Consider the following 21,952-nt stretch of genomic DNA (forward strand, 5'->3'; position numbering starts at 1 on the left):
AAGCTAAAGTTGTATAAGATGGCGAATAGGATGCGGCGGGGGACCTCGGACTTAACGGAACACATATTTCTCTTTCATGGACATGTCCTCCCGGTAAGATTTTAAATCATTATACAATAGCCTGTTGAGAAAGTCGTTTCGCGTATAAAACTCTCTGCATACGCCGGTGGGGTATATCCCTCCAGCCGCTCTTGAAACCCGTGAATTTGATTAGAATTAGTGGTATTTTCACGGGTTTCAACGGCGGACGTAAACTCTTACGGGATATACCCCACCTCTATTTGTCTGAGTTTTACTACTTCCAGGTTTCTCAACACTCTGCTTTTATTAAACATTATACAATCTTTGTTCACGTGCAAACAATGTCCAATCCTTCGGGACGCTTAGGCATGCCCAAAAAGCGGCATTGGATCGGACGAAATCTCCGAACGATCTCGGCGGACGCCCGGTCAGGCGCTCCACAACGTCGTAACCAGATCCTCCGTTCCGTCCTCGTTAATCGCTTGATCCCAGCCTGCCAGGAAGAAGGCATAATCTTCGGGCATTCCGGCTTGGATGAATCCGGCGGCGAGCTGTTCTGTATCCGTATGCACATGCCGAATCGTCAAACCCGCGGCTGAGCCGATCATCTCCCCCGCCTCCGCATAGGTTAGTGACTGCGGACCGGTGATGATGTGATCGGTATTATGCGGCTGCTCATCGATTAACGCCCGTACCCCTACCTCCGCAATATCGTCGGCGTCGACGAATCCGACACGGCCGGTGCCCGTGGCGGTGACGATGATTCCGTCGCTTTTGATGGTTGCCCCGTGCTGACGCTCCGTAAAATTTTGCATGAAGTACGACGGGCGAAGCACCGCCCACTCCGTCACCATCCGGCGCAGCTCACGGTGCACCTTGCCGAACACAGGCCCGTCTTCAGACACGGAAGCGCTGCTCAATAAGACGATCCGGCGCACCCCCGATTTTACGGCTTTATCCAGAAAGGGAAGCATGATGGTGAACGGTTCCATCACGGCGACAGGCCCAACCAAATAAATGTTGTCCACGTCTTTTAAGGCCGGATCGAAAGTACTCTCGTCGAACCAGTCGAAATACGCGTGCTCGGTAAAGCTCAGACTTCCCTTCGAGCTCCTGGTATAACCGTCGGAAGAGTAAGGAAAATTCAAACACGACGTTCTCGTCGAACAGCTAGATCCAGCGATCTATGTCTTTTTCGACCAAAGTTTTCATAAAGGTGTCCCGACAGCAAAACGCAGATTTACAACGTTTAGAAGTTCCGGACACAATATCAGCCGGTTTTCGCCACGATAATGGTCTAACGGGCATTGGAAAAGTTGGTTATTTAATAATCATAAGGTCCCTTTAGTTTTTTAAGACCAGAAAAATTCCAATTTATTCATGCATAAAGTGGGGCATAACTTCTTTTCCTTTTGCAAAAAATTGTAATGGAATTAAAACGACCATCAGGAGGCAACAACGATGCCAGAACCAATAGTCAAACCAGAACCAATAGTCAAATTTGAAACAAATGGAAAAGCATCTATTCTGAACTATGATGTACCAGAGCCGACTACTTATACTGGAACAAATTGTATAAATCTCGCGTTCGATGGAGATATATTTATTCCGGGACCTAGCATTACCGATCCGCCACGAAGAAGCGACTTTAAGGACGGTGGCCCAGATGTTCAACAAGTTGTGCGTGATGCCCTGCAATCAGGGTATTTTCCATTGAAATATTTTCCAAATGTGAAAGTTGCTACGAACTCTTTGGCGATACACGCAACCGAAAACAGTCCAGAAACACTTTCCAAGACAGCATCTACCTCATTAGTTTCGGTTGGTGAACGTTTGCATTTAAGGAATGTTATGGCCAAAATTGATCCTGCAGTTGTCGCATCTCGTATTCTAAATGGGGAACGATTGAACATCTATCAGAATTTGTATGGGACATATGAGTATAATTTTATCACGCCACCCAAACAAACAGATCCGCGCCTAATGATCGTCGAAATTTATAGACTAACTTCTTTCGCCGGAGATTATGGAGCAGGACGAACAATTAAAACATTCTCGCTACTTCCAGGCGAACGCACAAAAATGACGATCAAAACGTACCGCAAAACTGAAACGGAAGAGAAACGCGCATCGAGTATTCTCGATTCGTTTACAGAAGAAAGCGCTAAATCTTTCGAGGATAACGTGCTGTCTGAACGGTCAGATAAGAGAAATTCTAGTGAGAATTTTGAATATCATGTTGAAGCGGAAGCAAACGCCTCCTGGGGATGGGGAAGCGCCAAAATATCGGGAGGTGTGAAAGGCGGTTCCAATTCTGCCAGAGAAGAATTTGCAAAAAACGTCTCAAATGCCACCCAAAAGCATTCATCTAAAGCTTCAGCCAAACGTGATGTACAAATTAACACGAGCTTTGAATCAAAGGTAACCACAGGTGAAGAAACTACCATCGAACGTCAGTTGGAGAACATTAATGTCAGCCGTACACTGAATTTTGTTTTTCGACAGATGAATCAGCAATTTATAACCTTACTTCACTTAGTGGATATTCGTGTCGCATTTTTTAATGGGTTCGCTGAATCACGCCGGGAATATCCACTCACTCAACTCGACGATTTGTTAGAAGAAGTGGTTAAGGATACCGAACGGGAAAAAGTACGGCAAGTAATAATAGACGAACTGACACACATTTTTGATTACCAAGATAATGTTCATTCAATTATCGAGAAAAAAAATTACCCAGAAAGTGAGAAACACTATTATCGTGTAAAAAAAGAGATGACGTCCACATATAAAGGTAAAACAGTGCCCGGCATCATCTTGTCCGCAAAAGAAATAGTGATGCGAACGGATGGTATTATTGTTGAAGCATTGCTCGGCCAGGGGGACGCACTTGATAATTATTCTCACGGACTCCAAGATGAAACGGTACGAGAAAAAAAATTGGCAAACGAGTTGGCTCAAGCAGAATTGCTTCGTGAACAATTGGCACAAAAGATTGTTACTACTAAAGACGATAATGCTGCAAAATTGTATGAAAAAATATTTCCATGTTGTAAAAAGAAAGAAGATCAACCACAATGAGCGGGGATAGCCGGATTACTCCCGTGTCTCCTCTCGGTCTCATGAATCGAATATTAAATACGTCCATGCTTTCGCCAGCTCCTTTCTCAAGCTCATCCTCACCAGCAAGTTATTCTGTAAAGCTCGTTGATCATACTGGTAGTGACGCGAGTTGGTTAGATGGCCTCGAGAAGAAAATTCAAAGCGTATTTGACGAATGTATGAAAGGGTCATCCCACAATGTTGTTGTGTCATGGGGAAAAGGAGTGGCAACCGATAATTTAGTCCTCCATTTCGTACAGGATGTTGACCATTCGTATATCCAACAGAAAATGCCCGGCGCCCCCATCAAAGAGGATATCGGGGGCCATACGCGAACACAGGGTAAGGTAGTGGGTTCAGAAATCTACAAACTCGCTGGCCCTAGAGGCGACCGCCGTCAACACACTTACACGGGTTATTCCAAGATAGCCCTTCACGAGTCGTTGCACAACTTGTATAACTGGTGGAGCGAATCCCAACTGCACGGACCCCTCGGCGGAGGCGGCTTGGCGGCCGCGGTCCCGCAACTTCCTCCGACAGCTTTGAACAAGGAATTGATACAAAGAGGGCTGAACATCAAAACAAAAGACCAGCTCCTGTAAGAAGTTGAATGCTATGAGGCGTTTAGAGACAAAGCTTTTGTGTTCTTGGGGGCGATCCTGATTGTATATTTGATTAATGCATTGAAGGAGCTTGGTGCATTGGTTCAGCGCACCGCATCGATGGCTATGATATCCTGCCACTCAAGGCCATACTCGGTTTCGATCCGCTGGGTCCCGTCCTGGTAGTACTGATAATGCTTCCTTCCCTCTCTGAAGAAGTCTTAATCATTTTCGGACCGTTTGGTCAATAATATTGCTCCATTTATTTCAAGTCATGCGTCAGCGAAATAAGTAAACATAAAATTAGTTATGTAAACTAAAAAATATAGCGCTTAATTACTTCGCTCTATTGTAAGTGAGCCTATCGATCGGGAAACCGATTGTGTGCAGAAAATGACCGGGGATGTCCCGAGCCGCCTTTTAATTCCGTGAATCGGCCGCGTCGGGACATTCCCCGCCTTGCAATATGCGCTTATTTCTTCCCCAGTACGTACATCACCCACGGCGAAATGCGGGTTTCGTTAATCCATAGGTAAGGCTCTTCTTCCCGGCCAAGCGGCTTATGCATTTCTACCACTTGCAGCCCGGTTTGGTCGAAAATGTCCCGGTAAGCGGCGTCCGACCACATGACGTCCTCTACCGGCCTTTGATCGTGCGTATCCTTCATGATGATTTTCACTTTGTCCCCGCTTCGGGCATGCTGATTTTCCGGAAAAGCCTTGGTCGTGAAGGAGGCCCATTCGTGACGGTAGATTTCGGGAGAGGAGACGACCATCACGATTTTCCCGTCCTCCTTCAGCGCAGCGGCTAGCTGTCTGAAATTTTGCAGCTTCTTCTCCAAGGTCGGAATGTTATCGAAGGTGAACATCGACAGCACCAGATCGAAGGTCGCTCCGTCCAGCAGCCGCAGATCCCCTTCCGGAATCAGCCGGTAATCGCCGGCCGCGTCCATTTCCCTCGCTTTGCCAAGCATGCCGGCCGAAATATCGATGCCGATCACGTCAAAGCCGCGATCTCGCAAAAAGCGGGTCGACCGCCCCGCTCCGCATCCGAAATCCAAAGCGCTCGTGCCGGCGATATGCTTGGTCAGCATCTCCGGCAAATCCCGATAGGCCAAATAATACGTTCCCGGAAACTCCAATGTGGCGTAGGCTTCCGCCCGTTCAGCGTCCTCGTATACATTTGAAAACTCCATATGCTTGTGCACCTCTCCCGATAGAAATATATTAATGGACGATGGGCCGCCTACGTTCAGATGACTTCAATCCGCTTCCATTTCCCGCCCAGAAAGCGGACGGACACCAGAAGCAGCATCACCATGGAATAAACGACCAGGGCGATCCATATCCAAATTAACGAAAGCCCCCAGACGACGCTGAACAGGTACGGAATCACAATATAGAAAAGGATGGGAACGACGATATAGATGACCATCATGAACATCGTGTCGCCTACCGCGCGCAGCACATTGCCGATGATGATCTGCATCGTATCGAACACGATCCACAGCGAAGTGAGCCGGACAAGCGGGACGATGACCGCCATCAGCTTCAGGAACGTTTCCTGATCCTTCCCGCCGCCGAAGATCGAGATTAAAGCCTGCGGAAACAAGTTAAAGATGAAGATGATCAGCACGTTGAACACAAGCCCGATCCCAAGCCCCAGTTTTGCGGCTCTTCGGACATTGTCGAGGCGTCCGGCCCCCTTCTCTTGACCGGCAATAATGGCGATGGCGGCCCCTAACCCCCAGATGGGGAAGATCGACACCCCTTCGATGGTGAACGCGATGTTGGAAGCGGACAAGGGAAACTCCCCGGTCTTGCCGATGATCAGAAGCAGCAGGCTGAAATACCCGGTGCCGAGAAACGCTTGAATGCCCGCGGGAAATCCGAAACGAAGCAGCTTGCGGAGCAAGGCGCCGTCCCATTTCATCTGCGCCGATATCTCATACTTTGCTTGAACGCCCCGTCTCCCCAACAAGATCATGTATACGATCACCGCGAGCACGGAGCTGCTGATGATCGCAATGCCTGAGCCCCAGATCCCCCCAAGCTCCGGGAAGCCGAGCTTTCCGAAAATCAGCAGCCAGTCAAACAACACATTGAACACATTGGACAGAATCCCGACCATCATGATGACCGTCGTGCTGGCAACGCCTCGGAACAGACCGGAAAACGCCGTAATGAACAGCTGGACGCAGCTGGAAACCATGATCAGGTAGAAGAATTGCTTCTCGTAAGTCAGCAGCTCTCCCGTATGCCCCATCCAATCGAAAATATTGACGGCAAGGGGAGACACCAGGAGCAGCACCGCCGAAAAAACGATGCTGAGATAGACGCTCTGCCACATCGATGAGGCGCATTTCGGGTATTTGCCGGCCCCATAATATTGGGCGATTAGCGTAGAGACGAAGCCGACGATGCCGATGAATATGCTGGAGATCGCCGTCCCTACGTTACCGGCCGGCACGACGGCCGCAAATTGTCCCAGATCGTACATCGAGACAAACGCCCGGTCGACAAATACCATCAAATTGAGCGAAAACATCGATAAAATGACGGGCAGCGTAATTTTCAATATCGTTTGGATCGAAATGGACTGCTCCCGGCTTGCCGGCCCGATAACAACCGCATCGTGCGCTTTTTCCGTCTCCGGTGACATGGACACAAGCGACTCCCCTTTTCATGGTTTCCCGATTTGCAACGTCCGCCCGTTACGCGCTTTGGCCGATATAAGCCGCCCCGATCGCCCCCGTGACTTGCGGGTAATCCGTCACTTCCACTTTCATGTTTAACAAATCCTGCAGCGCGCTAACGATGCCGATATTTTTGGCGACGCCGCCGCTCATGCCGAGCGGCTCCTTGATGCCTACCGCCTTGAGCAGCGCGATTGCCCGGGTCGCAATCGATTCGTGAACGCCCTTGATAATGCTGGGCGTCGGCGTGCCGACCGCGACCAGCGATACGACTTCCGTTTCCGCAAACACTGTGCACATGCTGCTGATTCGGGCCGTCGAAGTGGCCGTTTGGTGAATCCCGCCCAGCTCTTCGAGCTGGACCCCGAGCGCCCTGGCAATAATATCGAGGAACCGGCCGCAGCCCGCCGCGCACTTGTCGTTCATCATAAAGTTGACGACGTTGCCCTTTTCCCCGATCTGGATCGCCTTGCTGTCCTGCCCCCCGATATCGAGAACCGTCCGGATGGAGGGGTTCAAGAAATGCATCCCTTTGGCGTGGCAGGTAATCTCCGATACGTGTTTATCTGCAAACGGCACGTTCTCCCGGCCGTAGCCGGTCGTGACGATGACGTCGATATCCTTTTTCGTGAATCCGGCTTTCGCCAGCACATTGTTGAACGTCGTTTCCGCGGACTGCCGGTTATCGCCTCCGGTGTACACGACATCGTAGGCTACGACGCTGTTGTCGTTCAAAATCGCGGATTTGGTCGACAAAGAACCGATATCAATTCCTAAGGTAATCATAGGGCTATTCTCCTTTATCCCGAATTAGTGGATGATTCAGTCGCTCATAATTTCCAGAAAAGCGTCGATGCGGTTTTTCACGTGATTGAATGCGTAATTGTTCTTGTCTACGTAATCCACGCTGATCGTCAAGTACTTCAATCCTTGTTCACCGGACATCTCCCGAATCATCGAACTAATTCCCATCATATTCCTACAACCCCATATATTAGATATTATAACACCATCGATATGAAATGAGGTACAAACCTGAGAAATATTTTCTTTTAACCGTTTGGCGTTCCAGTGATACAGGATCGCCCGTTCCGCAATGCTTTTCAGCGGGTCTTCCGGATCCAGCGACACCAGATTGGCCTCCCACAGCGGCGCCCAATAGACGATCTCGACCTGCTGCTCGAAATAACGGATTAATTCGTGATCGTTGTGCGGCGCTTGGCCCGCCCACAGAATGCGCTTCTTCTTTTTCTTCGGATCGGACTGCTTGCTCATTTCGAGCGCTTCTTCGTACAACGTTTTGCAGATTTGTACGTTTTCCTTCAAGCCGAAGCCGTTCATGCCGAAAATTTCGAGCAATTCTCTGGACACGCCGGGCAGCTCGTACGTTTTGTTCAACTCGACCGTTTTGCAGTAATAGTCTCTCGCTTCATTCGAATATTGAACGACCTGCCGGAACCGCTCTTCGTCGAACGGGATATTCAAGGTGCTTTCGATATCGGCGATCAGCTTCTTTAATTGTTCCACCAGATAGGTCAGCGTGTCTTCGTTGATGAGGTTCGGCGTATTGATCGAGAGGAACGAGCAGTCGTACAGCTTGCTCGACATGTTGCCCATTTTGGCCAGACAATCGCACGGCTGATCGTTCACCAGCACCAGGTCGGGATTCGGATAGCCGTTCGCCAGCATGACGCCCAGCGACCCGCGAAGAAACGAGCAAATGTCCCGGGAAAGACTTTTCTCCTGCGTCAAATTAATGAACGGGTCCACGTTGACGGTTTGGGCGAGCAGGATCGCCATCGACTCCATGTTCCAGGAAACCATATTAAAGCCAAAGACGATTTCATTCGGAAACTGCTCGACGACATAAGCTACTTTCGTATCCTCTTTATAGGCTTGCGTCATGCGGTAACCGTTGAACAAAGACCGCATCCGCGCCGCTTTCAGCGCCGAGGACGAATCGGACGGCTCGGCCCGGTACGTTTCGAGGACGGACATCATCTTTTTGTACTGTTCTTCGCGGCTTTTCGCTTCCACTTTAAATTGGCTCATCGCTCTTCTCCTTTACTAATACATCATCGTTTCGAGGAACGTGTGAATCCGGGTGCGGATGCTTTCGATATTCGTCATGCTGCACTCGCCTTCCACCAGCAGCACGGGCGTGCCTTTCTCGCTGAGCTTGCTTTGGATGTAAGGGTAATCCATCGAATAAATGTCGCAAAACTTCAGCGAAAAGTAGATGACCGAATCGATATCGTATTCGTCGATCAGCTTGACCAAATGGTTCAGCCGTATATCCGATTCGAACATCCGGGCGCAGGTCGCTTTGTCAAAATAGTAATCGGCAATCGCCTCGACCGGATCGCGGTGCTCGTCGACCTCCCCTTCGAAATATTTGACGCCGTTGGTGATATCCATGCATACGACCTTCGCCCCGGTCTGCTCGATGGCGTCGACAATGTTATCGTGATCGAAATAACTGCCGCAGATCAGCACTTTGTGCGGTTTCGTTTTTTTGGTTTCCCGCTGGGCTTCCATGGCTCCAAGCAGCAGGGACAGCTCTTGGTTGTACTGCTGTCTCATGCCGGCCGTGCTGGATTTCATAATGTTCAGCAATTCGCTTCCCGTGAGCGACGTCACGTCCTGCTTCCGCAAATCGTGCATCCGCTGCAGCAGCCGGCGCGTTTCGTTAAACAAGCGGATCGCTTCCCTCAGCGACTCCTCCGTAATGCGGCAGCCGAAATACTGCTCCAACGATTCGATCATGCGGCGGACCTGCATCCGAAAATAGTCCCTGGAGACCGAATTGAGGGCTTTTGGGAGCTCCAGGAAGAAGCTGTATTTCGGTTGAATCCGGTGGTTCCACGTTTCGTACAGCCGCTTCCTCCAATCGCATTCGTCGACGAATACGATCCCGTCCGTAAATTCGTAGACGCCGTCCATGCCTTCTCCCAAGCAATTGAGCAAATAAGAGCAGTAGTTGTTGCCCAGCAGCGCGCCCGCCTCCGACGTGTTGCTGGCAGTCGTCCCCATGATCCGAAAAGGAATGAAGCCCGCCGCATATAAAATTTCTTCCGGCGTATAGATCGATGTCCACCCGATCTTGGGCTTATCCACAGCTTTCAAGGCGTCCAGCCGGCCAACGTTCAGTTCGACAATCCGTTCCACCATTTCTTTCATAAGCGCTCTCCTCTTAACCAGATTTCTTTTGGGCGGCGGCACCTTCCAAGATGCGGTTGAAATGTCGGGCAAAAGCCGGCGCATGCTCTGCGTCAAACAGCGAGTAATGGCTCCCCTCCGCCGGAATATACACCGGATGCGCGCAATACCGTCCCCATCGGTCCATTCCCTCCAGCGGCGACTCGGTGGCCTGAAACACATGGACCGGCGAATCGATGCTCCCCCTCGGAACGTAAGCTGCCCGCGCCCGGTGCAGCGTGCGGACGATATTCACCGCGCAGAACAGCTGATGCAGCGACAGCCCGCTTCCGTCCGGGAAAATGTCGGCCCATTCCTCGCGGACATAGCGAAGAAAGGAAGGCCGATCGAAGTCCGAGGGCTGAAGCGTATCCGCGATGGCGTTCCAGAACGCTTGAGCGCTCCGGCTCCGGCTCCAGCGCTTGAGCGGCTCCTCATTGCACAGAAACGGCCGGATGTAATCCGTCTCGGAGGCGGCCGAGAACGGCTGCGCGTCTTGCGGCGGGTAGTAGCCCGGAGGCGGCGCGTCTACCAGGACGCAGCAGCCGACCTCCTCCCCATCGGCTTCCAGAATGCGGGCCATCTCCGCCGCAATCGTCCCCCCGATCGACCAACCGGCGATGCAATAGGGCCCTTCCGGCTGAACATGCTTCATCTGTTCGATATAACTAACGGCCAACTCTTCAATCGAAATCGTTTGCGGCGCATAGCCCACCCGTCCGTCCAGCGTAATGCCGTACACGGCGAACGAACGTTCGACAAGTTCGGCTACCTTGAAGTAGCCTTCGATCCTTCCCGTTCCATCATGCACGAAAAACAAACGGTTCACGCCGGACGGCTGTCCCCGCTTCAACAAAACAGCCGCTTTTTTGTAGTGGTACTGAATATTCACGGTCTTCCTCTCCTTTCCCGAAAGATTCCTCTTGCGCTCTCCCCGTATGGTGATGCCTCCCTTCCACGGTCCCCCCCAAACCGGAGGATGGGTTAGAGCGCTGCTTGCTGCTGTAAACTTTCCACCTTCCTCGCCCATTCGGAAATGACAGGCGCTTCCCTGATTTCCATGACCGAGGGGACGACGCCGAAAGCCGCCTCCATTTCCGCCACCAAGCGGATGAGCGCCAGCGAATTGCCGCCGCACAGGAAGAAATCGTCGCCCGGCCCGATGCCCTTCGTATTCAATAGGTTTTCCACGATTCCGATCAGCTGCGCTTCAATCCTTGTGACGGAGGCAGAAAAGGCCGGGTAAGCCTGGGAATCGCGGGCAGGTTGGAGACATATTCCCTGATCGTACGTCTCCTCTAGTAGAGGCGCCGCTCCGTTCGGTTCGGGAAGCGCCTGCTTGTCGATTTTGCCCGTTTCCTTGAGCGGCATCCTGTCGATCCGGACAAAGACGGCAGGGATCATGTACTCCGGCAGCGCCTTGGCGAGATAAGCTCGCCATTCGGTAGCCGGGATGTCCCGGTCTGCGACGAAATAGGCGCATAACGCTTTGTCCCCGGGGCGATCTTCCCTTACCGTCACGACGACTTCTTTCGCGTGCGGATACTCCGCCAGCTTCGCCTCAATCTCCCCAAGCTCGATGCGGAAGCCCCGCAGCTTGATCTGGTTATCCATCCGGCCCATGAACTCGATATTCCCGTCGGGAAGCCAGCGGGCAAGGTCTCCCGTTCTGTACATCTTCGTCCCGGGCTCGAACGGATTGTCCACGAATTTCTGCGCCGTCAGCTCAGGACGATTCAAATATCCGCGGGCAACGCCGTCTCCCCCGACGCACAATTCGCCGGGCACACCGACAGGCAGCAGCTCCCCGGATGCGTCGACAATGTACGCTGTGGAATGCCGGATCGGCTTGCCGATCGGAACGTTCGTTTCATGCGGCCCGGTGATTGGAAAATAAGTGGAAAACGTCGTGTTTTCCGTCGGACCGTACATGTTCTGAATGCGGAGGCCTGGAACGGACGCCAGCACCTTGTTGACATGCCGAACGGACAAGGCGTCGCCTCCGATCAGCAGCGCCTTCAAAGGAGCGAACAGCTCCGGCTTCATGTCCGATAGCTGGTTGAACAGCGGAGCCGTCAGCCAGAGATGGCTTATGCCGTGCTTCGCTATAAAACGGCCGAGATTGTCCGCGTTGAGCAGAACATTGTCGCTTGTTACATACAGCTTGATTCCGTTCAGGAGCGCGCCCCATATTTCGAACGTCGTCGCGTCAAACGCCGGAGCTCCCGTCTGCAAAATTGCGTCGCTGTCCTCGAAACGGACGTAATCGGTATTTTGGACTAGCCTCACGACGTTTCGGTGCTCTATCATGACGCCTTTCGGCCGGCCGGTCGAGCCGGACGTATACATTACGTAGGCCAGACTGCGCGCATGCGTATCGCTTTTCAAATGATTGGGGCTATGTAGGGACCGTTCTTCCTCCCCGATTTCGATGGCGACGATCTCCGCTTCCAGCTTGCCTGCGTTCAACTTCCCTTGTTGAACGAGCACAACCTTGGCTCCGCTGTCCTGCAGCATATACTTGATCCGGTCCTCGGGATAACCGGGATCGATGGGCATATACGCGCCGCCCGCTTTTAATACCGCGAGCATTCCGACCACCATCTCAAGAGACCGTTCGGCCGCAATGCCAACGATCTGCTCCGTACCGCTTCCTTTGCTGCGGATCATTCCGGCGAGCCGATTCGCCCGCTCGTTCAGTTCCCGGTAAGTCAGCTCCTTGCCTTCATGCCATACGGCCATACGTTCCGGCGTCTTCCACGCCTGCGCCTCGAACAGCTCATGGATGCATGCCTCGCGCGGATACTCCGCCCCCGTGCGGTTCCAATCTACAAGCAGCCGGTTCCGTTCCGTCGGATCAAGCATCCGAAGCTCCTTCACCCGGGCCTCGGGGCGTTCAATCGCCGCACGAAGCAGGTTCACGTAGAAGCCGATCAGCCGCTGGACTGTTTCCTGACGGAACAAGTCCGTATTGTACTCCACCCGGATTTCCATCTCGTCATCCTCTTGATGGATATCGAACAGCAGATCGACCTGCGTCGCGTCCATATCCGGCTCGATCCAGGCTTCCTTCGCCCCGGCGAACGCCGCTTCTTCCTTCCCGGCGACGACCATGTTGAACATGGCCCGAAACAACGGATTCCGGCTGCTACTGCGCTCGGGATTCAGCTTTTGAATAAGCCGTTCAAACGGATAATCCTGCATATCGTAGGCTTCGTCCACTTGCTCGTGCACCCGTCGGAGCAGCTCGTCGAAGGCGGCTTCCCCGTCCACCTCCATCCGGATGGCAACGGTGTTCACGAAAAAACCGACCGCTTGCTGCAGCTCCGGGCTGTAATGCCTCCCCGCAAATACCGTGCCCACGACCACATCGCGTTGGCGCGAGCATTTGTGCAGCAGCACATAGTAAGCACAAAGCAGCGCCGAAAAAGGAATTACCCGCTTCTGCATGCAAAGCGTCCGCAGCCCCTGAACCACCTCGCGGGGGATCGGCTGAATTTCGAGCGCCCCTGCGAAGCTGAGCCCGGGCCGGGCAGGAAAGTCCGTCGGCAGCTCAAGCGCGGGAATCTCTCCCTGAAACTGCTTCAGCCAATACGCTTCCTGCTCCTGGGTATGCGCCTCATCGAACGTTTCCCGCTGCCACAGCACATAGTCCGCATACCGGATTCCCGGCGCAGGCAGCTCCTCGCCGTTCGGTACGCCCGCATGCGCGTTATAGAACCATTTGAAGTCGTGCCAAATTCGCTGGAAAGTCGTAGCATCGGAGATGATATGATGCAGCTTCAGGATGAGCATCCCCTCCGCTTCGCCCATACGTATCCAAATGATCTGAAACAGCGGTCCACGGCGCAGGTCGACCGGCTTCAGGCTCGCTTCGGACAGCAGGCTCCGAACCTTCGCTTCCCGCTCCTCCTCCGGCTCCGCCGACAAGTCGACGCAGCGGTAAATGCGATCTATCGTTTCGTCGAACGATTGAACGTGAGCACCGCCTGCATAGCTTACTTTCGTCCGCAGCGCGGGGTGCCGCTCGGTCAAATCGCCGGCCGCCCACAATAAGGCGTCCGAATCGACGGGACCCGTCAGCCGTTTGCAGGAAATTAAATTCCAGACGGCGCTATCCGGCAGCAACTCGGACAAGTACAGCACCCGTTCCTGCTGGAACGAAAGCGGATAATGCGGTCTGGCCCTTTGGCGGGGGATGTCCGGATATTTTCGTAGGCGTTTGCCCATAGCAACCAACCTTTCGGGCTTCCCTGTCGCTAAGCGTGCGGTACGGCCTTGGGAAGCATAGGCTCGATGATTTTGGCAATGTCCTTAATCACCGGCAAATCGATGAAGTCCATCAAGGTCAAGCTAATCTGGAACGCGCTCTCGATTTCGGTAACGAACCGGATGGTTAATAAGGAATTCCCGCCCAGCCGGAAGAAATTGTCGTTCACGCCGATGCCTTGCATGTTCAGGATGTTTTCCGTAATTTCGATCAGCTTTCTCTCGATCTCCGTTACAGGCGTGTCTCCTGACGGCTGGGTCGACAAGGCGGCTTCCGGCGCCGACAGCGCTTTGCGGTCCACTTTGCCGCTCGTGCTTAAAGGCAGCTTTTCCAGTCTCATGTAGCGGGCCGGAACCATATAGGCAGGCAGCCAACGACCGAGATGCCCGGTCCACTCCTCATCTGGCCTCTCCTCGTCGGTTACCACATAAGCGACGAGACTTTCGAGGCCGGACGAGTCTTCTTTCACCGCAACGGCAGCCCCTCGTACCGACGAATGCAGCAGCAGCGTCTTCTCGATTTCCTCCAGCTCGATCCGGAAGCCCCGCAGCTTGACCTGCTGGTCGATCCGCCCCCGGAAGACGATATTTCCATCCTCCTGCCAGCGGGCCAAATCCCCTGTCCGGTACAGCTTCTCGCCCGGGCAGAACGGATGGTCTACGAATTTGTGCGCCGTCAGCTCCGGCTGGTTCAAATAGCCTCTCGCCAGCCCTTTCCCGGCAAGACACAGCTCGCCGTCCACCCCGACCGGCTGCAGGTTCATATGCTCGTCGACAATGTACGCCCGCATGTTGCCGATCGGCTTCCCGATGGGCACCCGGTGCAGCTCTTCGCCGCCCGTGAAAGCGAAGCCCGTTGCATAGATGGTCGCTTCCGTCGGGCCGTACAGATTGACCAGGCTCGCCTGCAGCCCCAAGGAATAAAATTTCTGGACCGTATGCGCTCCTAGCGCCTCTCCGGCGGCAAACACATAGTTCAAGCTTTGCAGCGCAGGGGCAGCTTCCTTGCTCTCGGCCACATCCATAAACGATTGCAGCATGGACGGCGCGAAATTCATATGCGTCACTTGATGACGCCTAATCGTCTCGATAATTCTTGCTGGCTCCTTCTCGGCTCCCGGCTCCAGAATGACGAGCTTGCCGCCCGTAAAGAAGCAGCCGAACAATTCGCTCATGGACACGTCAAAGGTAAACGACGTTTTGAGCAGATACGCGTCTTCCTGCTCCAAAGGAAACAATCTCTGCAAATGGGCCAGCGTATTGACGAGCGAGCTGTGCTCCACCATGACCCCTTTGGGCTTACCGGTCGAGCCCGACGTATACAGGATATACGCCAGATCACTCGGGACGCTCACACGGCCGAGATTCGAGCTATCCCCTTCGGCCTTCTCGTCGATCGCAAGCGTCGGAACGGGCAGGCCGCTTTCCGCCGTTTCGGCCTCGCCGGACGGAACAAGCAGGACGCGGGCTCCGCTGTCCTCCAGCATGAACCGCTTGCGCTCCTCCGGGAACCCGGGATCGATGGGAAGATACGCTCCCCCGGCTTTAAGCACCGCGAGGATGCCGATCATCATGGCAAACGACCGTTCCGTCATGACCCCGACGACGCTTTCGGCGGTGACTCCATGGTCCCGCAGCGTGCGGGCCAGCCGGTTCGCCCGGGCGTTCAGCTCCCCGTAGGTCATCGTCCGCTCGCCGAAGGCCAAGGCGACACGTTCCGGCGTCTTCTCCGCCTGCGCTTCGAACAGCTCGTGAACGCAGACATCGCGGGGGTAGTCCGCCTCGGTCCGGGTCCACTCGTTCAGCAGCTTTTTGCGCTCCTGCGGGTCCAGCATATCCAGCTCTTTCACTTGCACCTCGGGATGCTCCACAAGCTTCCTCAGCAAGTTTACGTACAGCTCCATCAAGTGCCGGACGGTTTCCCGGCGGAACAGGTCCGTATTATATTCCAACCGCATTTCCATCGCGTCATCCTGCTGATGGATGTTGAGCAGCAGGTCCACCTGGGTCGCGTCCAGCACCGGCTCCTCCCAAGCCTCCTCCGCACCGGCGAACGTCGCTTTTTCCTTGGCGGTGCTGACGAGGTTGAACATGGCGCGATACAGCGGGTTGCGCACGCTGCGCCGCTCCGGGTTCAGCTTCTGGATCAGCCGTTCGAACGGATAATCCTGCATATAGTACGCCTCGTCGACTTTGTCGTGCACGCGCTTCAGCAGCTCGTCAAAGGCCGCTTCCCCGTCCACCTCCATCCGGATCGCCACAGTGTTGACGAAGAAGCCTGCGGCCTGGGCCAGGCTGGAGCTGTAATGCCTTCCCGAAAATACCGTCCCGACGACGACTTCCTGCTGGCGGGAGCACTTCTGCAACAGCACGTAATAAGCGCACAGCAACGCCGAGAAAGGAATCACCTTATGCCGCACGCAGAGCGACCGCAGCTTTTTCACCAGATCGCCCGGCAGCGCCCGAATTTCAAGCGCTCCCCGGAAGCTGAGCTGCGCCGGCTCCTGGAAATCCGTCGGCAGATCGAGCACCGGCAGCTCTCCTTGAAACTGCTTGAGCCAATAAGCCTCCTGCTCCTGCGTATGCGCCTCGTCGAAATTCGCCCGCTGCCAGTGCACGTAATCCGCGTAATCGACCGCGAGCGGCTTGAGCTCTTCCCCGCCGATCACGCCCATACGCGCGTTGTAGAATGCTTTTAAATCGCGCCAAAGGAGCTGGAACGTCGTCTCGTCGGAAATAATATGGTGCAGCTTCAATATGACGAGACACTCGGCTGCTCCCGCGCCTCCCATCGGCAAGACGATCACTTGGAACAGCGGATCGCCACTCACCTCAATCGGTTCCCGGCACACTTCCGCCAGCTTCCGCAACGCCGCTTCATCCTGCAGCTCCGCCTCCTCCGACGAACCGTCGATCCGTTGGAAAATCGCTTCCAGCGTCTGATCGAACGTTTGAACCGGAGCGCCGTTCTCATAGCTCACTCTCGTCCGCAGCGCCGTATGCCGGCCGATCAAGTCGCCCACCGCCTGGCGCAAGGCCTCCGGATCGATGTCCCCCGTCACGCGCTTGCAGGAAATTTTGTTCCACAGCGTGCTGCCCGGCAGCAGCTCAGAGAGGTACAGCACCCGCTCCTGCTGGAAGGAAAGTGGATAGCTCGGCTGCTCGCTTTGACGCAATATCGCCGGGTACTTGCGTTTTGCCCGTTTCGTCATGAGATTCATCCTTTCGTCCTGGTTTCCTTAAGAGCTTCGGCTCCCTCGCTTGATGAGTTCGTCCGCGATGATCAACCGCTGAATTTCCGACGTTCCGTCTCCGATCTCCGTCAGCTTCGCATCCCGGAAAAATCGCTCCAACGGCAGGTCTCTGGAGTAGCCGTACCCGCCGAACAGCTGAATCGCATCCTTCGTCACTTGGGTCGCCATCTCCGAGGCGAACAGCTTGGCCTCCGACGCCTCCTTCGCATATTTTTCTCCGTTGTCTTTCATCCGGGCCGCTTTTTGCAGCAGCAGATCGGCGGCATTGATGTTCATCTCCATATCGGCCAACATATTTTTCACCGACTGAAAATGGTAAAGATATTGATCGAACTGCTTTCTTTGCTTGACGTAGCTGATACAGTACTGCTTGGCTTCTTCCGCAATGCCGACGGCGATCGCCGCCATCCCCAGCCTGGCGCTAACGAGCGTCTGGTGCAGGATGTCCAGACCGAAATTTTTTCGCCCGATGAGGCAGGTCTTCGGAACCTTGACGCCGTCCAGAATCAGCTCGCCCGTATCGGAGCTTCGCATCCCGAGCTTCCGCTCTTTTTTGCCGGACGTGGACAGGCCTTCCATCCCTTTTTCCAGCAAAAATACGCTGATGCCGAGCAGCTTCTTCTCCGGCGCCGTCTTGGCGGGCACGATGTAATAATCCGCGTAGTTGCCATTCGTCACAAAAATTTTCGAACCGTCGAGCACATAATGATCGTCCGCTTCGACCGCCTTCGTCTGCATCGACGACATATCCGACCCGCTGCCGGGCTCCGTGAGCGCGAAAGCGCCGATTTTTTCCCCGGAGAGCATAGGCTGCAAATAGCGCGCTTTCTGCTCTTCCGTGCCGAAGGCGCTGACTGGGTTGCAGGTTAAGCTGGTGTGCGCGACGACGGTCATGGCGGTGGAGGCGCACGCCTTGGCCAGCTCCTTCACGAAGCCGGTATACGTATCGTAGTCCAGCTCCAAGCCTCCGTATTCCTTCGGATACGGAATGCCCAGCAGACCGAGACGTCCCATTTCCCGGACATTGTCCAGCGGAAATTGCTCGCGCTCATCCGTTTCGCTGGCGATGGGCCGGACCTTTCGCTTAATGAACGTGTCGGCCGTATCAAAAACCGCCTTCCGCACTTCCCCGTATTCCAGTTCCATATCCTCACACTCCAAACGTTTTGTGCCAGCATTCAAGCGCGATCAAAGCGTGCGACGTTCTGAAAATCGCCAGATTGTCCATGTGCTCATACCCGTTCTTTTTGTTGAAAAAATCGTTCGCCGCCTGTTTGTCGAAGTAAGCGGAAATTTTGGAATTGCCCGATTGAATCAGCTCGTTGGCGATGTTTTTCTGGACGACGACCGATTTCGGATCGACCGGGAACGGAAACGGCCGTTTCTTCCGCTCGACGATTTCCGCCGGCAGCAGGTCTCTGGCGATTTCTTTTAAGATAATTTTCTCCTTGCCGTCCTTGAGCTTGTAGGCTGACGGAATATTCGCCACATAGTCGACGATGCGGTAATCGAGAAAAGGAACCCGCGCCTCGATGCCCGAGGCCATGCTCGTTTTGTCCTGCCGTTCCAGCATTTCCAGCAAATAAAGCTTGATGAACAAGTACAGCACTTTGTTCAGCTCGTCGTCTGTCTCGAACCGGGAGGTCATGTCGCGCAAAGCCGTGGATACGTTTTCCTTGAACCGGGTTTGTCGGGCAACGTCGGGATTCAGCAAGCCGGACACCTCTTGGAGATACGGCGCCCAAGGAAATTCCGTGAGCTGGCTTGCCGGCTTGTGGTTCAAGAAAAAGAAATAGCCGCCGAACAGCTCATCCGACCCTTCGCCCGACAGGACGACCGTGACGTCGCTTTTTAACCTCTGATACAGCAGGTACACGGAAGGGGTCGTCAGGTCGACAGGCTTTTCCACGTGCCAGGTCGTCTTTTCCATCATGTCGTGGTAGTCCTCCGGCCGGAAAATAAACTCTTTATGATCGGTTTGCAAGGCGTCCGCCATTAGCCGGGCGTAGATCGTATCCGAGTTTGCCCCCGCCACCTCGCTGTTCTTGCCGTATTCCATCGAAAATGTTTTCAGCCGGTGGGTCGCATGCCCCGCAGCGAGGGCGGTAATTAAGCTGGAGTCCAGCCCTCCGCTGAGCAGGGAGCCGAACGGCACGTCGCTCATCAGCCGCATGCGCACCGACTCTTGAAGAAGCGCATGCGTGTGCTCCTTGTAATCGTCGAACGTCCGAGGCTCTTCCGCCGACTGCCGCAAAGCGATATCCCAGTACGGAATAAGCCGCTTCGTCTTGTTGTGGAACAGCAGCGTATGGCCCGGCGGAACGGACTGAATGTGCTTGAACATCGTATGCCCGTTTAAGAGCGCGGTGCAAAATAAATATTCGGGAATGGCCGCCGGCTCCGCCTCCGCCCGGACATCCGGGTGCTGCAGGATCGCTTTGACCTCCGACGCGAACAGCAGCGTTTTATCGGACAAGCTGTAGTAAAGCGGCTTCACCCCCAGCCGGTCGCGGGCCAGAAAGAGTGTCTCCGCCTTCTCGTCCCAGATCGCAAAAGCAAACATGCCGTTGAACCTGCGCACGCAGTCCGGTCCGTACTCCTCATAGCTGTGCACGATGACCTCGGTGTCGCAGTCCGTCACGAAGCGATGGCCTTTGTTCTCCAGATCGCGCTTCAGCTCGCGGAAATTGTAAATCTCGCCGTTGTAGGTAACCCAGACGGTATGGTCCTCGTTCGTCATCGGCTGCTTGCCGTTCTGGAGATCGATGACCGACAGTCGCCGGTGCCCGAGCCCGATAAACGTATCGACGAACACGCCCTCGCCGTCCGGACCGCGATGCTTCAGCGCCTCGTTCATCCGGTTCAGCACCGCTTCCGAGACGGGCGATTCCTTCCCATAGTGGTACGCTCCGCAAATGCCGCACATTGGGGTTCCCTCCTTTCGGTTCCGTGTAGCGGATCAGAAGTCAGAAATAATACCAGATCGTCTTGTAATCGTCCGGATTTTCCCCCAAGGCTTCCAATCGGCGCAGGAAATCGTATATCGGCGTATCCTTGTACACGTACGTATTGACCGGGGCCATATATTTTTCCCATGGATAAAATTCGTAAATCCGGCTCCCGTCGTTCAAAATCATAATGATTTCATGATCCTGCCAAGCGTTCAGCTCGTTCTTCCCGAGCGTAGGCACGTTGAACACCGGTTTGTCGGTCCGCACCAGCCCTGGCATTAACCGCGCCTCCTCCTTCTGTTCCTGAAGCAGCCGGGCCACGGGCACCTTGAAGTCCGCCGTCTCCTCTTTTCCCTTCAGATTGAACAGATAGTAAGGCGAAATGCCGATCCCCTTCAGCGATTCCCGCAAAAAGCAGGTCTCGAACTTCCGGCAATTTTGCATGGTGAACACCTGCTGGTTATACACGTCGATGCCGAGCGTCTTGATGTTCCGCATCGCGTCCGCCATTTCTTGCGAAATTTCATACGGGTGCTGCACATGGGTAACCAGCGTAATCGTCTGCTCCGGAGGCCGGTGATACGTTCGCAGAATCGCCAGCAGCTCCTCGTCGAAGCGCATGGGCGCCGTGACGAGCGTCCGCGTGCCGATGCGGATACGCTTGATGTGCTTCATTTCCGCGAACGTCTGCAAAATGGACGCGATCTTGTCATTGCTGACGGCCAGCGGGTCCCCGCCTGTGATCAGCACCTCGCTAATGCCCGGGTTCGCCCGGAACCACTCGTACGCTTCCGCCAAATTGTGAATCGCCGGATCGGCTTTGCCGCAGGAATCCTCCGCCAGCTCCCAGTTTCTTTGGCAGTAGATGCAGATTTGCGGGCACCATAGGTAAGGCTTGACGATCGCAATCTGCGAATATCTTCGGGTCACAAAGTCGGTGGGCGAGGTGTCCATCTCGTGCATAAAATCCAGCTCTTCCTTCGGGAGCAGCCTCGCTTCCAGCATTTTGTCCAGATAGATCCGGTTCGGAATGACCTGTGCCCGCAGACTCCGGTCGTGCCGATGCCGATCCGCCTTGGGATCGGGGTCCATCAAAGACAGGTAGAACGGTGTGATCTCGCAAGGAATCCCCTGCGCCATCGCCGCATCGATGCACGCTTTCTCTTCGGCGGTCAGCTCGATGATCTCGCCGATTTTGCCGGCATCGCGGAAACGGTGCTTGAACTGCCAGCGGTAATTCGTCCAGTCCTGCTCCGTCGCTCCCAGCGCCTGCAAAATCCGATGCCGATGCTCCTCCCTGCGCCGGACGACCTCGTCGTCCAGTCCGGTTTTATAACCGTTCTTGCGGATAAAACCGGCATACTGGTCCGCTTTCACATTGAGCAACTCGGACCGAACGACGGCCGCCTCGCGCCCTTCCAGATGCATGAAGGCCGGAACCTCGCGCTTGCAAATGCCCGATTTCGAATAAATTCCCGAAAGGCCGATCACCCCCTTGAACAAATGCTTCATTTCCACGAGAAACGCATCCGTCACCTCGGGCCACTCCAGCCGCCGCCAATGCTCGGCAGCCAGCTTCCATAAGGTGTCCAGGCAGCTGTGCTTCGTTTTGTGCTCGTTGCTTTCCGAAATAATGCTTTTGAATACCGTAATGCAGTCCCGGGTATTTTTCTTTTCCAACGGATGCAGCGGGCAGTCGGCTCGCCGCACTTTGTCCTCGCATTCATTCAAGTAGCCGAACATCCGGCTGCGGGCGTCGGATAACGTCTCGCTGTCGACGAGCAATCGCAGAATATCCGGATTGGCGTCCAGCAGCTCGGAAATTTTCTCATGAGTAGCCATAAGCAGCCTCCGCCCCAT

14 protein-coding genes are annotated in these 21,952 nt (G+C 54.4%); 2 read left to right on the forward strand and 12 right to left on the reverse strand.

Annotated features, from left to right (window positions below):
- Positions 1-449: 449 nt before the first annotated feature.
- Entirely contained in the window at positions 450-1,169 is a 720-nt protein-coding gene (locus tag NI000_RS16455; protein WP_253412331.1) for an ergot alkaloid biosynthesis protein, read from the reverse strand.
- Between the two features lie 313 nt (positions 1,170-1,482).
- Between NI000_RS16455 and NI000_RS16460 the strand changes: the two genes are divergently transcribed.
- Together NI000_RS16460 and NI000_RS16465 are read left to right on the forward strand one after the other, a co-directional pair.
- On the forward strand, positions 1,483-3,102 hold the full coding sequence (locus NI000_RS16460) for a hypothetical protein (protein WP_054977195.1): 1,620 nt from the start codon (positions 1,483-1,485) through the stop codon (positions 3,100-3,102).
- Between the two features lie 41 nt (positions 3,103-3,143).
- Positions 3,144-3,725, forward strand: a complete 582-nt coding sequence (locus NI000_RS16465; protein WP_253412333.1) for a hypothetical protein — start codon at positions 3,144-3,146, stop codon at positions 3,723-3,725.
- 472 nt (positions 3,726-4,197) lie between these two features.
- Here NI000_RS16465 and NI000_RS16470 read toward each other — a convergent pair whose 3' ends face one another.
- The 11 genes from NI000_RS16470 to NI000_RS16520 form a co-directional block, all read right to left on the reverse strand.
- Positions 4,198-4,920, reverse strand: a complete 723-nt coding sequence (locus tag NI000_RS16470) for a class I SAM-dependent methyltransferase (RefSeq protein WP_253412335.1) — start codon at positions 4,918-4,920, stop codon at positions 4,198-4,200.
- Positions 4,921-4,976: 56 nt separating this feature from the next.
- Positions 4,977-6,386 carry an MATE family efflux transporter gene (locus NI000_RS16475; RefSeq protein WP_253412618.1) on the reverse strand — a complete coding sequence of 470 codons (1,410 nt, stop codon included), beginning with the start codon at positions 6,384-6,386 and terminating at the stop codon, positions 4,977-4,979.
- A 52-nt stretch (positions 6,387-6,438) separates the two neighbouring features.
- Positions 6,439-7,206, reverse strand: a complete 768-nt coding sequence (locus NI000_RS16480) for an acyl-CoA dehydratase activase (protein WP_253412337.1) — start codon at positions 7,204-7,206, stop codon at positions 6,439-6,441.
- Positions 7,207-7,242: 36 nt separating this feature from the next.
- On the reverse strand, positions 7,243-8,472 hold the full coding sequence (locus tag NI000_RS16485; RefSeq protein WP_253412339.1) for a 2-hydroxyacyl-CoA dehydratase family protein: 1,230 nt from the start codon (positions 8,470-8,472) through the stop codon (positions 7,243-7,245).
- A 15-nt stretch (positions 8,473-8,487) separates the two neighbouring features.
- Complete coding sequence (locus NI000_RS16490; protein WP_253412341.1) at positions 8,488-9,600, reverse strand: 2-hydroxyacyl-CoA dehydratase subunit D; 1,113 nt, start codon at positions 9,598-9,600, stop codon at positions 8,488-8,490.
- Between the two features lie 13 nt (positions 9,601-9,613).
- Positions 9,614-10,510 (reverse strand): thioesterase domain-containing protein, encoded by an 897-nt coding sequence (locus NI000_RS16495; protein WP_253412343.1) that lies wholly within the window; start codon positions 10,508-10,510, stop codon positions 9,614-9,616.
- A 92-nt stretch (positions 10,511-10,602) separates the two neighbouring features.
- Complete coding sequence (locus tag NI000_RS16500) at positions 10,603-13,848, reverse strand: non-ribosomal peptide synthetase (protein ID WP_253412344.1); 3,246 nt, start codon at positions 13,846-13,848, stop codon at positions 10,603-10,605.
- A gap of 29 nt (positions 13,849-13,877) precedes the next feature.
- On the reverse strand, positions 13,878-17,099 hold the full coding sequence (locus tag NI000_RS16505; RefSeq protein ID WP_253412346.1) for a non-ribosomal peptide synthetase: 3,222 nt from the start codon (positions 17,097-17,099) through the stop codon (positions 13,878-13,880).
- Positions 17,100-17,126: 27 nt separating this feature from the next.
- The gene (locus tag NI000_RS16510; RefSeq protein WP_253412348.1) at positions 17,127-18,287 is read right to left on the reverse strand and encodes an acyl-CoA dehydrogenase family protein; all 1,161 of its coding nucleotides are present in this window, start codon (positions 18,285-18,287) and stop codon (positions 17,127-17,129) included.
- A 4-nt stretch (positions 18,288-18,291) separates the two neighbouring features.
- Complete coding sequence (gene asnB / locus NI000_RS16515; protein ID WP_253412350.1) at positions 18,292-20,067, reverse strand: asparagine synthase (glutamine-hydrolyzing); 1,776 nt, start codon at positions 20,065-20,067, stop codon at positions 18,292-18,294.
- A gap of 40 nt (positions 20,068-20,107) precedes the next feature.
- The gene (locus NI000_RS16520) at positions 20,108-21,934 is read right to left on the reverse strand and encodes a KamA family radical SAM protein (protein WP_253412352.1); all 1,827 of its coding nucleotides are present in this window, start codon (positions 21,932-21,934) and stop codon (positions 20,108-20,110) included.
- Positions 21,935-21,952: the final 18 nt, after the last annotated feature.

Source organism: Paenibacillus tyrphae (genome assembly GCF_024158745.1).
In the GTDB taxonomy this organism is placed as follows: Bacteria; Bacillota; Bacilli; order Paenibacillales; family NBRC-103111; genus Paenibacillus_G; species Paenibacillus_G tyrfis_A.